Source organism: Actinomadura pelletieri DSM 43383 (assembly GCF_003634705.1).
Classification (GTDB): Bacteria; Actinomycetota; Actinomycetes; order Streptosporangiales; family Streptosporangiaceae; genus Spirillospora; species Spirillospora pelletieri.
In genome coordinates this window covers 472,622-487,633 of sequence record NZ_RBWU01000005.1, presented here as the reverse complement: position 1 = coordinate 487,633, position 15,012 = coordinate 472,622, and the positions used below count along the sequence as shown (strand labels likewise).

Here is a 15,012-nt window from a genome sequence, read left to right as displayed (position 1 = left end):
TGGGGCGTCCGCCGGGCCTGTCGGTGGGGCGTCCGCCGGGCCTGCCGCAGGAACCGCCGCCGGGCTTGTCGGCGGGAGGCCGCGCGTCCTGCTCATCGGGCGTCCCGGCGCCAGGCGGGCTCGGCGCCGAGGAGCGCGGCGAGCTTGTCGTCCCAGGGGGCGTAGTGCTCGGACAGGCGGCGGTGCAGGTGGTCGGGCAGCGGCGACCCGGGGCGCGCGTTGTGCCGCTCGAACGACGCGGGCCGCCACGGCGGCAGGCCGAGGAACTCCAGGATCGCGTCGTAGCAGGGTTCGGGCTCGGTGAAGAAGTCCTCCGCGTACAGGACGTGCACGCGGTCGCGTCCGAACAGCTCGAACAGCCGCGCGATCTGGTCGGCGTACTGGCCGCGGTCCACGTACGAGTGGTGCCGGTGGCTGTGGCTGACGTACCCGGGGTCGGCCCGGAGCTTCTCGACCTCCCCGGCGAGCCGCTCGGGCTCCAGGTCGAGGGCGCGCTCGAACGGCTCGGTCTCGAAGCCGCGCGCCGACTCGTGCTTGTGCGCCGAGTACGCCCGGATCACCGGGTCACGGAGCAGCACGATCAGCTTCACGCCGGGCAGGTCCCGCGCGATGCGCTCCGCCGCGACCGGATGGTGCATGTAGTAGCCCGCCGACTCGAACGCCAGCGGGCGCGCGCCCTCCATCGCCGCGGCGACGCGGCGCTCGGTCAGCGAGCGGACGGGGAAGTGCCCCCGGTACCAGCCGAGACCGCGCGTGTAGTTGACGTCGAAGTAGTGCACGCCCTTGTGGAAGTTCGGCTGGACGGCCGCAGGGTGCGCGGCCAGCGCCCGGAACAGCGACGTGGTGCCGCCGCGTTGCGTCCCGACCATGAGAAAGTCGGGCAGCATCCGGGCGCCGGCGGTCAACCGCCCGCCGACGCGGGTGGCGGCGCGCCCGGTCTCCTTGACCCACTGCGGGGCGTCGCGGCGCGAGATCACTGGTTCCTCCCGTCGGTTGCGTCGGTGTGCAGGAGCCCGAGCAGGCGCTCGGCGTCGGGGCGCAGCGGCCCGCCGATCGGCTCCTGTGCGGCCAGCAGGTAGCGGCGGCACAGCTCCAGCAGGTACAGGCGGACGGTCGCCGCCGCGGCCTCCCCGGTCAGGCCGAGGGGTTCGAGGACGGCGGCGGCGCCGTCCGGCCATGTCGCGTAGGGCGGCCCGGACGCGGTGCGCATGGCCTCCTGCAGCCGGTAGTGCAGCAGGTCGAAGCCGTTCGGGACGCCGCGCGCGAAACGCTCCCAGTCCCACAGGCGCAGCACGCCGCGGTGCCAGGCCATGTTCCACGGCGTCCAGTCGCCGTGCCAGGCGCCGAAGTCGAGGACGAGGTCACCGTGCGCCTTGCCGACGTGCTCCACGACCTCGCCGAACCGGTCGCGCTGCCGGTCGTCGGCCACATCGGCGACGCTCGCGGCGACCGCGTCCAAGAAGGGGCCGTCGCGTAGGGCCGTCCGGTCGACGCCGCCGACCTCGAACAGCGCGCGCATCTCGGCGACCGGGGCCTGCCCGCGCGGCCGCCAGCCCCGCGCGCTCGTCGGCAGCGGCTCCAGGACGAGCAGGTCGAGCGATCGCCACGTCCCGTGGTACAGCAGCCGCGGGACGTGCAGGCGCCCGGAGAGCCTCCCGTCCAGGTACCGCAGGGCGTCGGCCTCCCCGGCGAGCAGACCGCGTGCCGTGCCGGTGTCGCCGACCTTGACGAACGCGAGCGGCTCCCCGCGCTCCGACAGCACGTGCAGGATCGGCTTGCGGTTGGCGCGGGCGCTGCCGAGGCCCACGCTGACCACGACGGGCCGGTCGAGCAGCTCGGCGAGCCGGTCCTCGATGGACGGGCCCCCGCCGGTGACGCGCAGGCGGTCCTTCAACGTCCGCTCCGGAAGCCCGGTGCGGACGGCCGTGGCGGTGAGCCCGCGCGAGACGCGCTGTTTGACACCGAGGTCATGGCTGTAGCGGCGCAGCGCGCTCGCCGCCGCGCCGGGCAGCCCGGCCGGGACCAGCAGCCGCGGGTGCTCGGCGTCCGGCAGGAACGCGAGCTCGCGGCGGGCGCCCTTCGACTCGCCGGGGCGGACGGGCTCGACGCGCGCGTCCGGCCACAGCTCCGCGACGGCCTCGATCCAGGCGTCCCGCACCCGGCCCCCCTCGGGGCCCGCGCCGCTCACCGGGACGCCTCGGCGGTCAGGGCGCGCGCGAACGGGCGGTACGCGGGGCCGCCGCGCGCGTCCCGCCGCGCCCGCCACATCAGCGCGACCGCGATCATCACCGTGTACAGCGGTACCTCCACCATGTCGTAAGTGATCATGAACAGTCCGCAGGCGATCAGCACGCAGCAGCCCGCCAGCGAGTACTCGCCGCGGTCCCGCCAGTGCCGGAAGAACCGGATGGCGAAGAAGGCGCAGAACGCGACCGTCCCGACGAGCCCGTTGGCGAACAGCAGCAGCCACAGATGCCCCTGCGTGCCGAGCGGCGGCGAGCCGCACGCCTTGCAGCCCTGCTTGTCGCCGCCGGACACCTGACCGAGGTCGCCCTGCACGTCGCGGGTGGAACCGAACCCGACGACGGGGGAGCCGCTGAGCGCGCTGCGGGTCGTCTCCTCGGCGAGCATCGTGCGGCGGTTGTTGCTGTGCGGGTTGTCGAGCCGGTCCTGGACGAGGCCGGGCAGCGGTGACAGCGCCACCACGATCGCGCCGGCGGCGAGCATCCCGGCCGTCCAGGCGATCACCCGCGGCCCGCCGACCTGGATCAGCTTGACCACGCCGAACAGCCCGATCGCGCCGAGCGCCGCCCACAGGCCCCGGTTCAGCGAGTACACGACCGGCCACAGCGACGCGGTGAGGACGGCGAACCCGACCACGCGCCGCCAGGTGCGCGCATGCACGATCCAGGTCAGCAGGAAGTAGGGGAGGAAGAACGCGTAGGCCGCGCCCCAACTGTTGGCGTAGGCGAACGGCGCCATCGGCCGGGCCTGCTCGAAGCCGAGGATCGACTCGATGTCGGCGACCTTCGGATGGACGATGTCGCGCACGAACGAGTTGCTCGTGAGGCCCTGCGGCAGCAGCATCTCCATCGGCGAGGTGAGCTGGATGGACGGGAAGAACGAGCCGATCAGCCCGCCCACGGTCGTGAAGACGAACATGTAGCCGAGCAGCTTGCCGATCCGCCCGGACGACAGCTCGCGCTCGCTCATGTTGCCGATGTACAGCAGGACGACGGTGAACGACACGTACCAGCCGAGCCGCCAGCCGTAGACCAGCAGCCGGCTGAACCCGCCGCCGGGTTCGGCGAGGGGGGCGTCCGCCCACAGCACGAGCACGCCGAGCACGACCCAGACGAGGAAGAACAGCCAGGCGCCGAACCCGCCGGGCGCGACGAGGGTGCCGCGCCGCCGCCACAGCGTCACCGCCATCGGCACCGTCATGACGAGCAGGACCACGTTGGCGAGACCGAGGAACCACCACACCGGAAAACCCAGGAACGCGACGCTGAGGGGCCAGCCCGGCCGCAACCGCCACGGCAGCAGCCGCGGCGGCGCGAGGGGTGTGCTCCCCGCGATTCCACGCATCCCGGTCAATCCCAGCTCCGTTCCCCTGGACGCACCGCCCGGGTGCGCGGTCCGCGCCGCCCGGTCGCCGGACGCACCGCCGCATCTGAGGGACGTCCGTCCTCCCGCCAGGGGGGACAGTGGGCGGTGGCCGGTTTCGGTCACGCTTTCCGGTCGTCCGTAGTCGACGGAGAAGCGTCCTCCCGAGGTGCGCAGCGTACCTCGCGGGGCACACCGGACGGGCCCGCGAACCGTGGCGCACGTCCGGGACCGCCCGGAAATTCCGCTCTTCGGTAGTTGAAACCGAAAAGTTAGGGACTGGTTCGACGGCGTCGATGGTCGGCTGGCTACGCTGACACGGCGCCGGTCACCTTTTATGCGCACGTTATGACAGCTATTGCTACTTGGCACGGAGGGGTCGATGGGCAGACGAAGGTGGGGGGCCCTGGCAGCGGGCGCGGCGCTCGTGGCCGGGACACTGGCGGGATTCGCCGTCACCGGTCCGGCGCACGCCGACCAGCGCGGGTCCGAACCGGGGCACGGCCGTGTGGTCGGCGCGAACCCGGCCGACAACACGCCGTACGTCCTGGACGGTGACGTGAAGTCGATCGTGAAGATCGGCTCCAAGATCTACGTCGGTGGATCCTTCACCCAGGTGAAGGAGGTCGGCGCGCAGAAGCCCACGCTGACCCGCAACCGGATCTTCGCCTTCGATCCCGGCACCGGCGCGATCGACCCGACCTTCGCGCCCAACCTGAACAAGGGCGAGGCCAGCGTGCTGCTGCCCGCGCCCGACGGGCAGTCCGTCTACGTCGGCGGCAACTTCAGCGAGATCAACGGCGTCCGGCACTTCGTGCTCGCCCGGCTCAACGCGCAGACCGGCGCGCCGATCACCGCGTTCAAACCGCAGCTCGACGCCCGCGTCCGCGACCTGCGTCTGGCCGGCGGCCGGCTGTACGTCGCCGGTACCTTCGCCACCGTCGGCGGCGCCGCGCGGCCCGGTCTCGCCACGCTCGACCCCACGACCGGCGCGCGTGACGACTTCATGAGCCTGAACTTCGCCGGCACGCAGACCGGCGACGGCGTCACGCAGGTCTACAAGATGGACGTCAGCCCCGACGGCTCCAAGCTCGTCGGCGTCGGCAACTTCAGCTCCGTCGCGGGCAGCACCCGCCGGCAGATCGTCATGCTCGATCTCACCGGCCAGTCCGCCTCGCTCGCGAACTGGGACACCACCCGCTACGGCGACCAGTGCTCCCAGTCGTTCGACACCTACATGCGCGACATCGCGTTCTCGCCCAACGGCAAGTACTTCGTCGTGACGACCACCGGCGCCTACGGCGGCTCCGTCAAGCTGTGCGACACGCAGGCCCGCTGGGAGAGCGCCGCGACCGGCGGCGGCCAGCAGCCCACCTGGGTCAACTACACCGGCGGCGACACCTCCTACGCCGTCGAGATCACCGACACCGCCGTGTACGTCGGCGGCCACTTCCGCTGGGCCAACAACCCGTTCCTCGGCGACCGTCCCGGCCAGGGCGCCGTCGGCCGCGAGGGCATCGCCGCGCTCGACCCCGAGAGCGGCCTGCCGTTCAGCTGGAACCCCGGCCGCGACAAGGGCGTCGGCGTGTTCGACATGCTTGCCACCGACGAGGGCCTGTGGGTCGGCAGCGACACCCTGAACATCGGCGGCGAGTACCACCCGAGGCTCGCGCTGATGCCCCTCACCGGCGGCACGGTGATCCCCGCCTACAGCACCGGCGAACTGCCCGGTGACGTGTACTCCGGCGGCGGCACCGGCGTCGGCGCCCAGAACTACCTCAAGCACCGCTCGTTCGACGGGACGACCACCGGCGCCGAGGTGACCGACAACACCGCCGGCTTCGACTGGCGGCAGGCCCGTGGCGCCTTCATGATCAACGGTGAGCTGTTCTACGGAAGCTCCGACGGCGCGTTCCGCCGCCGCACGTTCGACGGCACGGCGCTCGGCACCCCGACCACGATCAACACCGCCGACCAGCTCACCAACATGACGACCTGGCACGGCCAGGTGCCGAACATCACGGCCATGTTCTTCTCCAACGGCCGGATCTACTACACCCGCGGCACGACCGCGCTCTACTACCGGACGTTCAACCCGGAGAGCAACGTCGTCGGCGCGCAGGAGTACACCGCCGTCGGCAACCTCACCGGCATGAGCTGGGCGCAGGTCGGCGGCATGTTCGTCGACGACGGCAGCCTCTACTACGTCAACAGCACCAACGGCCGGCTGTACCGCCTGGCGTTCTCCGAGGCCGGCGTCCCGTCCGGCACCAGCACCCAGGTGAGCACCGCCGACTGGCGCGGCCGCACGGTCTTCCTCTACGCCGGGACGCCGAACCAGGCGCCGACCGCCGCGTTCACGTCCAACTGCAACCAGCTCGAGTGCTCGTTCAACGCGGCCGGTTCCAACGACTCCGACGGCACGATCGCGTCCTACGCGTGGGACTTCGGCGACGGTGAGAACGGCACCGGCGCCACGCCGCAGCACACCTACGACGAGGCCGGCACCTACACGGTCAAGCTGACCGTGACCGACAACCGCGGCGGCACGGGCACCAAGACCCAGTCCGTCACGGTCGCCGCCGACTCGACCAACATCGGGTACCGCGGCGGCGCGGGCGGCAACGCCAACGTCAAGACGGCGTTCGCGCAGATCCCGCCGGCCGTCCAGCCCGGCGACGCTCTGATCATGGTGCTGACCTTCAACAGCAGCAACGCGACGATGACCACGCCGCCGGCCGGCTGGACGCAGGTCGACACCCAGACCGCGGCCGGCGCGACGTCGGTCCTGTGGAAGCGGGTCGCTCAGGCGGGCGACGCCGGCCAGCAGGTGAACATCGGCCTCAGCGACTACACCAAGGCCGACATCCGGCTGGTGGCCTACGAGGGCACCAACACGACCGACCCGATCGCTGCGGTCGCCAAGGGCGCCGACGCGGCCACCACCACCTCGCACACCAGCCCGACCGCGACGGTCGCCGGGTCCGGCGCCTGGGCGCTGACGTACTGGAGCGACAAGTCCTCCAGCACCACCGCGTGGACGGCCCCGGCCGGCGTCACCACCCGTGGCACCGGCATCGGCTCCGGCGGCGGCCGCATCACCGCCCTGATCGCCGACAGCAACGGCACGGTCGCCACCGGCGGCTACGGTGGCAAGACCGCCACCACCGACGCCGCCAGCCGCGCCGCGATGTGGACGATCGTCCTCGCCAAGAAGTAAACGAAGGGGGTAACCCCTGAACCATCGGCGGGCCGGACGCTCCAGGCGTCCGGCCCACTGCTGTTCGCGGGGTCATTGCTCGGCGATGGCACGGTTGCGACCGGTGGTCACGGTGGCAAGAACGCCACCACTGACGCCGATGGCCGCGCCGTGATGTGGTCGGGCGCTCGGCCCGTTCGATCGGGAGCGTGGCCGGGGTCTGAGTCAAGCCGCTCGGCACCGGTGGCTACGGCGGTTGGTCAGTCGAGGGCGGAGAGCGCCCGGGGGAGGCTCAGCGGCTCATGGGATGAGCGATGAGCTTCCCCCGGGGCGACGTGGCCTCGGGGCATCCGCCCCATGACGGGACGTGCCGGCTCGTGTTCCGCTCTGCTTCGAGCGGTCAACGGGTCAGCAGAAGTCGCGCCACGCGTTGCGGCTGTGGGAGTCGAGGAGACGGTAGTCGCCGGTGGGCCAGTTGAGGTCGAAGTAGGCGACCCACAGGGCCTTGTGCTTGGCGAGGTAGGCGTTGGTCTCGCGGATCCAGGCGGCGCGGCGGTCGCCCTTGTCGCCCTTGACGAGGAAGCTGCCGGTCTCGGCGACGCCGAAGGGCAGGTTCTCGGCCTTGCTGGTGGCGATCACCCGGTCGTACATGGTGGCGGGGGAGTCGTAGATGCCCTTCTTCCAGCTGAGGTTGTACACGTCCCAGCCGAGGACCTGGATGACGTCGCGGCCCGGGTAGTAGTCACGCCAGTCGCGCTTGGACAGCGGGTCGAGGCTCCAGCCCATGAGGACCAGCGTTGCGTGCAGTCGCGGGTTGTCGGCCCGGTCGGCGAGGGAGCGCAGCCGGCGCCACGCGGCGCGGTAGTCGGCGGCGGTGAACTCACCGGCGGCGATGTTGTCCTCGGGCTCGTGGTAGTAGACCCAGTAGACGTCGCGGTCACGGGGCGCGGTGGTGAACCACTGGGTCAGCGCCTTGTCGTGCTTGCCGGCGAGGATGTCCTTCGGGGCGAACTTGAACGAGATGATCGGCGGGCGCGTGCCGGTGTTGGGGTTGCCCGGCCACGCGGGCGGGACGCCGCGGTAGAACAGCCGGACGGTCTCCAGGCCGCCGTACACGTCGTCCATGCGGCCGAGGGCGCGCTGGAACGTTTCGCCCGGCTTGAGTTCGAGGGAGAGGCCGCAGAGCGTCCGGCCGACCGGGGGCGTGCTGGGGCGCTGCGTCGGCTCCGGCTCCGGCACGGTCCAGGTCGGCTCGGGGCCGGGGGTCGGCAGCGACGTCGCCGACGGCTTGGGCGTGGTCGAGGCGGACGGCCGTGGGGACGGCTTGTCGCCCCGGCGGGTCCGCAGCAGAAGGCGCGGGCCCTCGCCGGTCTCGCGGGAGCGCAGGGACGCGGCCGACCTCTTGTTCCGGTTCGTGATGGCGAACGCGTAGCGGCCGGGGCCGCGGACGACGTCGCCGACGTCGAAGGAGATCCGTTTGCCGCGGACCTCGGCGGTCGCGACGACCTCGCCCGCGACGGGACGGTTCCGCCACAGGGTGTCGTTCTCCGTCCACGAGGCGGGCAGGACGCGCAGCTCGACGCGGCGGGGCCGGTTGTCGGTGCGCTCGAAGGTGGCCTCGACGCGGGCGCCGGTGAAGTCGGGTGTCCCGGCCGGCACGTCGAACGCCATGTACGCCTCGGTGTTCCACGCCGGCCATGCCGACGCGGTGATCTTCTTGGCGTCGCCGAAGCCCTTGCCGGGCATCTCGCGGACCACGTAGGTGTCGGCCGACGCGGTGACGACGGAGCCGTACCCGCCGGACGCGGTGCGGACGTCGCGGTCGATGACGCCGCCGCCGAGCGCGATCGCGCCCGCGGAGCCGCCGACGACGAGGACCATGCCGGCGGCGGTGAAGTAGAACGCGGAGCTGCGCCCGCGGCGGGAATCGCGTGGAACCGGCTGGGAGCGGCGTGGGTCGGGCCGGTGATGGCCACCGGGGAACGGGTTATTACGCACCGTCTGCCCCTTTCCTCTCGATGGTCTCGCCCTTTATCTCACAAGGGCGGCGGTGCGCGCCACGCATCGCGTCCCCGAACAGGAAGGCGGCGCCGGATACCGGTGGGCTCAGCCCGCCGGGAACATTCCGATGCGACCGTGGTACTCCTTGCCGAGCTGGTCGGTGTCGCTGCCGACCAGCAGGCCCTTGGGGTGCGCGACGAGGGCCTCGACACCGTGCCCGAGCGTCCGCGTCGGGTTCCAGGCGAGGGCCTTGCCGGTGGACGGGTTGAGCGCGCCGATGCCGGGCCGGGACACCGAGCCGGGGCCCGGGTTGTCGCGGCCCCTGGGGTTGTCCAGCCAGCGCTGGTGCCCGCCGACGTACACGGCGACGCCGGTGATCGAGGTGGACAGGAGCGTGTCGCCGCCGGTGTGGTTGACCCAGGTGGGCTTCTGTCCGGAGCCGGTGCGGGACGCCTCCCAGCGCGCGGCGGTGTCGCACAGCGTGCTGGTGCCGTAGGGCCCGCCGGTGGTGACGGCCACGAAGTACTTGCCGTCGGGGGAGAAGTCCATCCCGCGCATATAGGTGTCGAACGCGTTGAGGTTGCACGCGTCGGCGTACTCGGTGGTCGCCCAGGTGGACAGCTTCGCCGCGCCCTTGCCCAGGTTGATCATCGCGATCTGCGGCCGGCTCTGGCCGTTGACGCGGGTGAACGTCCCGTTGATCACCATGCGGGTGTCGGCGGGGTCGACGGCGAGCTTGTAGACCTTGAGCGCGCCCGAGCGCGGTGTGGTGACGCTGAAGTTGAAGCCGTTGTCGGCGACGCCGGTCAGCGAGTCCAGGCGGGCGACCGCGGTGCGGGCCTTGCCGCCGGCCTTGGTGAACGTGCCGCCGATGTAGAGCCGCGCGCCGCGCCGCACCATCGTGGTGACGCGGTAGTTCACGTTCGGCTTGAAACCGGTGTGCACCTGGTTGGTGGTGATCTTGAGGGCGGTGACCGTGCCGGTCTTCTTCCCGTTGACGTTGGTGAACGTCCCGGCGATGTAGACCCAGGCGCCGCTGCCGGGCTGGAGCGCGTGGACGGTGCCGTCCACCTTCGGGACGAACGTCGTGCTGATCTTCCCGGTCTTCATCTCGTAGGCGAACAGGTTGTGCCGCTTCAGCGCCTTCTTGCCGCTGCCCGCCTCGCGCACCTGCTCGAAGTTGCCGCCGACGACGACGAAGTCACCGACGACGGTGATGGCGCGGACGGTGCCGTCCAGGACGTGCGGGGTGTTGTTCACCGGGTTCGCCGAGACCACCTTGGACTGGGCGAGGTCGGCCGAGGCCGCGCCCGCCGTCGCCGGAAGGGCGAACGCCGCGAGGGAGGTGGCCAGGATGCAGGCGGTGCTTCGGCGCATGTATGGGCTCCGGGGTACGACCGGGGATGGTGTTGGCACCCTGTCTTATCACAAGGCGAGAAATCGGGCAGCCTTTCCGGGAATGGCGCCCGGAATGGGACGATGATCACTCCATCCGGCTCTTGCCCTGGCGGATTCGGGCGACCGTAACCCGGACGAGATAGGACCCGAGTTCCACCGTGTAGCGCCGCCACAGCCGGCGCGGCTCGCGGGCCAGCCGGTACAGGAACCCGACACGCAGCTTCAACACCCACGCCGGGTAGTAGTCGCGCCGTTCGGCGAGGTGCTCGAAGTAGGCGCCGCAGGTGATCACGACGGGCGCGGTGAGCCGGTCGCGGTACTCGATGACGAACCGCTGCTGGAGCGGCGTGCCGAGGCCGACGTGCAGGATGTCGGGGGCCGCGTCGTTGATCTCGGCGACGAGGCGTTCGGCGGTCGCGGCGGGGATGCGGCCGGTCTCGTCCGCCCAGTGCCCGTGCCGCGTCCCGGCGATCTCCAGGCCGGGAAACCACTTGCGGACGTTCTCGGCCGCCTCGTCGGCGACGCCGGGCGCGTTGCCGAACAGGAACACCCGCCAGCCGTGCTCGGCGGGCTGCCCGAACAGGTCGTCGGTGAGGTCGTCGTTGGCCATCCGCCCCGGCACCGGCCGGCCGAAGATCCGCGCGGCGAGCACGACGCCCCACCCGTCCGGGAGGTTCAGGTCGAAGGCGTTCATGAGGGCGCGCAGCTCGTGGTCCTTCTGGGCCTTGAGCACGTAGTCGGGGTTGGCGAAGGTGACGGTCAGCTTCGTCCGGTCCTTGACGGCCCTCTCGACGAAGGACCGGAACTGCGCGACGCCGGTGCGGCTGATGCGGACGCCGAGGACGTCGACGGTGTCATGCGGCCATCGTTGGTCCACGCTTGCCCTGCTCTCGTGACGTGCCGGAAAGACCGGGGGATGCGGCGGAAGAGGGCAGCGTATCCCGGTTTCGGGCATCACGGCGGTGCATGACCAGCAGGACGGCGCCCGCGCCGGCGGTCAGCACGACCATCGTCCACGCGAGCGGGACGGGTTCGACGCCGAACAGCTTCAGCGACGACGCGACGAGGACGAGCACGAGCACGCGCCGGATCAGCTTGGACGGCGCGCGCGAGGAGATCTTCGAGCCGAGGTAGACGCCGGGGATGGAGCCGACGAGCAGGGCGGCGGTGACCTCCATGCGGAAGTCGCCGAACAGCAGGTGGCCGAGGGCGGCGGCGAACACGAGCGGGACGGCCTGGAGCAGGTCGGTGCCGACGAGCTGGTTGGCCTTGAGCGCCGGGTACAGGGCGAGAAGCGCGACGATGATGAGGGAGCCGGAGCCGACCGAGGTGATGCCGACGACGACCCCGCCGACCAACCCGACCAGGACGGTCGGGACGGGCCGGATCTTGACCCTGGGCACCTCGCCGTCGTCCTCGCCGGGCTCCCCGCCGGACGCGGCGCGGGCCCGGCGGGTCAGCTGACCGCGCAGCACGAGGCCCGCGGCCGCGATCATCAGGGCGACGCCCATCGCCTTGCTGATGAGGGTTTCGACGGACTCGCCGTCGCCGAGGGCCCGTGCCAGCAGCACACCGGAGAAGGCGGCGGGCACCGAGCCCACGCAGAGCCAGCCCACGAGCCGCATGTCGATCGTGCCCTGCCGGTAGTGGACGGCGCTGCCGACGGGCTTCATCACGGCGGCGGCCACCAGGTCGCTGGACACGGCGGCGAGCGGGCTGACATTGAAGAACGTCACGAGCATCGGTGTCATCAGGGCACCGCCGCCCATGCCGGTCAGCCCGACGATGATGGCGACCAGGAACGAACCCAGCGCCATCGTCCAATCGAAGTCCATCGGCATGACCTACCTGCTATGTAGGAAAAATCCCGTATCACCATAGAGGATGCCCTCGGCTGTGATAACCGCGGCGTCGGAACCGAACCCTCCAGGCAAGGCAGGCGAGGCGGGTAGGCAAGCCGTGCGGCCCAGCCGGGCGGGCGAGTTCGGGCGGGCCCGTTCAGGCGGGCTCGAGCAGGTCGGGCCCGTTCAGGCGGGGCGGACCCAACCGCCGTCCACCAGCAGGTCGAGGACCTTGTCGACCGCCTGCTGCGGGCTCATCCGCGAGGTGTCGAGCGTCAGGTCGGCGTCCTCCGGCTCCTCATAGGGGTCGGAGATACCGGTGAACTCGGGGATCACGCCCGCGCGGGCCTTGGCGTACAGGCCCTTGCGGTCGCGCCGCTCGCACTCCTCCAGCGGCGTCGACACGTGCACGAGGATGAAGTCGCCGACGGCGGACACCATCCGCCGGACCTCCGCGCGGGTCGCCGCGTAGGGCGCGATCGGCGCGCAGATGGCGGTGCCGCCGTGCCGGGTGATCTCGGCGGCGACGAAGCCGATGCGCCGGATGTTGAGGTCCCGGTCGGCGCGCGAGAACGTCAGGCCGGACGACAGCATCCGCCGGACGACGTCGCCGTCGAGCAGCGTGACCGTCCGGCCGCCGCGCTCGATCAGCGCGTCCGCGAGGCCGCGGGCGACCGTGGACTTCCCGGAGCCCGACAGGCCGGTGAAGAACACGGTGATGCCGCGGGAGAGCTTCGGCGGCCTGGCCAGCGCCAGTTCCCGGGCGACGGCGGGCGGGGTGAACCAGTCGGGGATCGGCTCGCCGGCGTCCAGCAGCTCGTCCAGCCGTTCCCGGGTCAGTTCCGCCTGGACGTGGTCGGGCTCGATGCGCGCCACGGGCCGCCACACCTCGACATCGGCGTCGTAGGCCCACGGCTCCGGCACGACGGTCGGGACGGCGGTGCCCTCCACCTCCCGGTCGGCGAGCAGATGCGTGGCGCCGTACGCGGCGGCGACATGTGCCTGGAGCTGGACGTCGCGCTTCGGGTCCGTCGGCTCGGCGCCGCGAACGGGCAGCGGGACGGGGACGACCTGGGCGCCGTCCGGCAGTTCCCGGCGAACGCCCAGCAGGGCCCGGACAAGCGACTCGTCGTGCTCGCCGCCCAGCAGCGGCAGCACCAGGACGGTCGCGCCGAGCCGCTCGGAGACCTGCCTGATCTGGCCGAGCTGCTTGCGGTGCAGGGGCTCGCGGGTGGCCACCGCGAGCTTGTTCACGGGGGGTGTGGGGGGTCGTCCCCCCTCGGGTGGAGTTGTGAGCTTGTTTACGGGGGGTGTGGGGGGTCGTCCCCCCTCGGGTGGAGTTGTGAGCTTGTTTACGGGGGGTGTGGGGGGTCGTCCCCCCTCGGGTGGAGCTGCAAGTGTGGGGCCTTCGGAGGGTTCGAGTTCGTCGGGGCGGCGGCGCAGGCCGTGGAACGGTCCGTGGGCGGGGGCGCGAAGGGCCTCCAGGGGCCCGGCGAGTCGCCAGCCGTGGCTCGTCGGGTCCTGCCATGCCTCGGTGACCCGCAGCACCGCCAGCGGCACGCCCTCCGGGTCCTGGAGGACGAGCCGTTCGTGACCGGTCAGCTCCTTCGGAACCGACAGGGTGACCGGGACCGGCCAGGGGGTGCCGTCCGCGAGCCGTCCACCGGCGATCACCATGGCGGTGTCGAACGAGCCGAGGAACCCGGTCAGCGGCCGGTACACGCCCGCCAGGATCAGCTCCAGGTCGGCGAGCTCCACCGGGCCGGGGGTCCAGGCGGGCAGGTCGCGCAGCGTGTCGGGAAGGCCGGCTTCGGCGGTCACCGCGATCTCCGATCTTGCCCGGCGGAACGCCGGGCTGAACCGTGTGCATGGAGTTTCCGCAGGAAAAATACTGCGCCGACCGGACTCCCGCACCACCACCCCGCAAGGTCGATCTCAGATGTCCCGGTTTCAGACGACCCGGTTCTCAGCTGTCCTGGTTCTGAGATGTCCTGGTTCTCAGCTGTTCCGGTTCTGAGATGTCCCGGTCAGATGACCCGGGCGAAGCGGTTCTCCGGTTTGCGGATCACGAACGTGACGTCGCTATGGTCCGCCGGAAGGCGGCCCCGGCTGACCAGCGACACCAGTCGGCACACCAGCGCGACCAGGCCGGTACCGGCGCCGAGGGCGTCGATGGCCTGGCGCGAGGTGTACTCCTCGGAGATCACCAGCCCGCGCATCACGCAGTACCACTGCATACCCGCACGGGACGCCACCCGGTCGTAGATCGCCGGCGGCGGCCCGGTGCGGATCACCGGCCGCGGCGCCGGCTGGGGCCGCTCCGCGGTGCCGTTCCCCTCGCCCGCCGCCGCGCCGGGCCCGGTGCCGGCCTCGGTGCCGGGCGTGTACGGGACGCGGGCGTGCGCGCCGCGCGGGCCGCGTCCCGGGCGCATCCGCCGTCTCCGGCGGCGGCCGGAGGCGTGCATCCAGCGCGGCAGCGTCCGGTCGAGGAAACCGAACGCGGTGCCGCGGTCGCGCAGATGGACGAGCAGCAGCCCGCCGGGCTTGAGCGCGGCCACGAACCGGTCGAGGACGAGTTCGGCGTGCGGCACCCGCTCGATCAGATAGGAGGCGTGCACGATGTCGAAGGCGCGCGGCGGCAGCGGAACGGTCCGCAGGTCGCCCAGATGCCAGGTGTCGAGGTCGGGGCGCTCGCAGGTGTAGGCGCGCAGCTCCGGAGACTCCATGTCGACGCCCGTGACGTGGTGTTCGCGGTCGCCCACGTCCAGGCCCGTACCCCAGCCGCAGCCCGCTTCCAGGATGTGGATCCGCTGCAGGGGCTTCTCTAGGGCGTACTGGCGGGCGCGTTCTGAGAAGAGATCGCCGTCGTTGACCGGCGGCGTACGCAGATCGGTCACAGTATCGCAGCGTAACCGTTCGACTGCGGTCCGTCCGCTATTTGCCTATTCTTGGCCGCCGACGTGTCGC

Annotated in this window: 10 protein-coding genes; 1 reads left to right on the top strand and 9 read right to left on the bottom strand. The window is 71.7% G+C overall.

Going from position 1 to position 15,012, the window contains the following annotated elements:
• Window positions 1-92 precede the first annotated feature (92 nt).
• Genes BZB76_RS24005 through BZB76_RS23995 form a run of 3 tightly spaced genes read right to left on the bottom strand, consistent with a single transcriptional unit; the run spans window position 93 to window position 3,588 of the window.
• Window positions 93-977, bottom strand: a complete 885-nt coding sequence (locus tag BZB76_RS24005) for a sulfotransferase domain-containing protein (protein WP_121436650.1) — start codon at window positions 975-977, stop codon at window positions 93-95.
• A complete protein-coding gene (locus BZB76_RS24000) occupies window positions 974-2,188 on the bottom strand; it encodes a hypothetical protein (RefSeq protein ID WP_246007151.1) in 1,215 nt (404 codons plus the stop codon). The genes BZB76_RS24005 and BZB76_RS24000 overlap by 4 nt, the downstream gene beginning before the upstream one ends.
• Complete coding sequence (locus BZB76_RS23995) at window positions 2,185-3,588, bottom strand: hypothetical protein (protein ID WP_121436649.1); 1,404 nt, start codon at window positions 3,586-3,588, stop codon at window positions 2,185-2,187. The genes BZB76_RS24000 and BZB76_RS23995 overlap by 4 nt, the downstream gene beginning before the upstream one ends.
• A gap of 400 nt (window positions 3,589-3,988) precedes the next feature.
• On the opposite strand from BZB76_RS23995, the gene BZB76_RS23990 reads away from it, so the two are divergent.
• Window positions 3,989-6,826 carry a PKD domain-containing protein gene (locus tag BZB76_RS23990; RefSeq protein ID WP_211343152.1) on the top strand — a complete coding sequence of 946 codons (2,838 nt, stop codon included), beginning with the start codon at window positions 3,989-3,991 and terminating at the stop codon, window positions 6,824-6,826.
• A 387-nt stretch (window positions 6,827-7,213) separates the two neighbouring features.
• Here BZB76_RS23990 and BZB76_RS23985 read toward each other — a convergent pair whose 3' ends face one another.
• From BZB76_RS23985 to BZB76_RS36015, 6 genes are all read right to left on the bottom strand, one after another.
• Window positions 7,214-8,803, bottom strand: coding sequence for a CBM96 family carbohydrate-binding protein (locus BZB76_RS23985; RefSeq protein ID WP_121436647.1), 1,590 nt, complete (start codon window positions 8,801-8,803; stop codon window positions 7,214-7,216).
• A gap of 108 nt (window positions 8,804-8,911) precedes the next feature.
• Window positions 8,912-10,183, bottom strand: coding sequence for a hypothetical protein (locus BZB76_RS23980; RefSeq protein WP_121436646.1), 1,272 nt, complete (start codon window positions 10,181-10,183; stop codon window positions 8,912-8,914).
• 106 nt (window positions 10,184-10,289) lie between these two features.
• Entirely contained in the window at window positions 10,290-11,081 is a 792-nt protein-coding gene (locus BZB76_RS23975; protein ID WP_246007150.1) for a WecB/TagA/CpsF family glycosyltransferase, read from the bottom strand.
• Window positions 11,059-12,039: a sulfite exporter TauE/SafE family protein gene (locus BZB76_RS23970; RefSeq protein WP_121436903.1), complete on the bottom strand. Its 981-nt coding sequence runs from the start codon at window positions 12,037-12,039 to the stop codon at window positions 11,059-11,061. Before BZB76_RS23970 ends, BZB76_RS23975 begins: the two co-directional genes overlap by 23 nt.
• Window positions 12,040-12,231: 192 nt before the next feature.
• Window positions 12,232-13,866: an adenylyl-sulfate kinase gene (gene cysC, locus BZB76_RS23965; RefSeq protein ID WP_246007149.1), complete on the bottom strand. Its 1,635-nt coding sequence runs from the start codon at window positions 13,864-13,866 to the stop codon at window positions 12,232-12,234.
• A 206-nt stretch (window positions 13,867-14,072) separates the two neighbouring features.
• Window positions 14,073-14,942 carry a class I SAM-dependent methyltransferase gene (locus tag BZB76_RS36015; protein WP_246007148.1) on the bottom strand — a complete coding sequence of 290 codons (870 nt, stop codon included), beginning with the start codon at window positions 14,940-14,942 and terminating at the stop codon, window positions 14,073-14,075.
• Window positions 14,943-15,012: the final 70 nt, after the last annotated feature.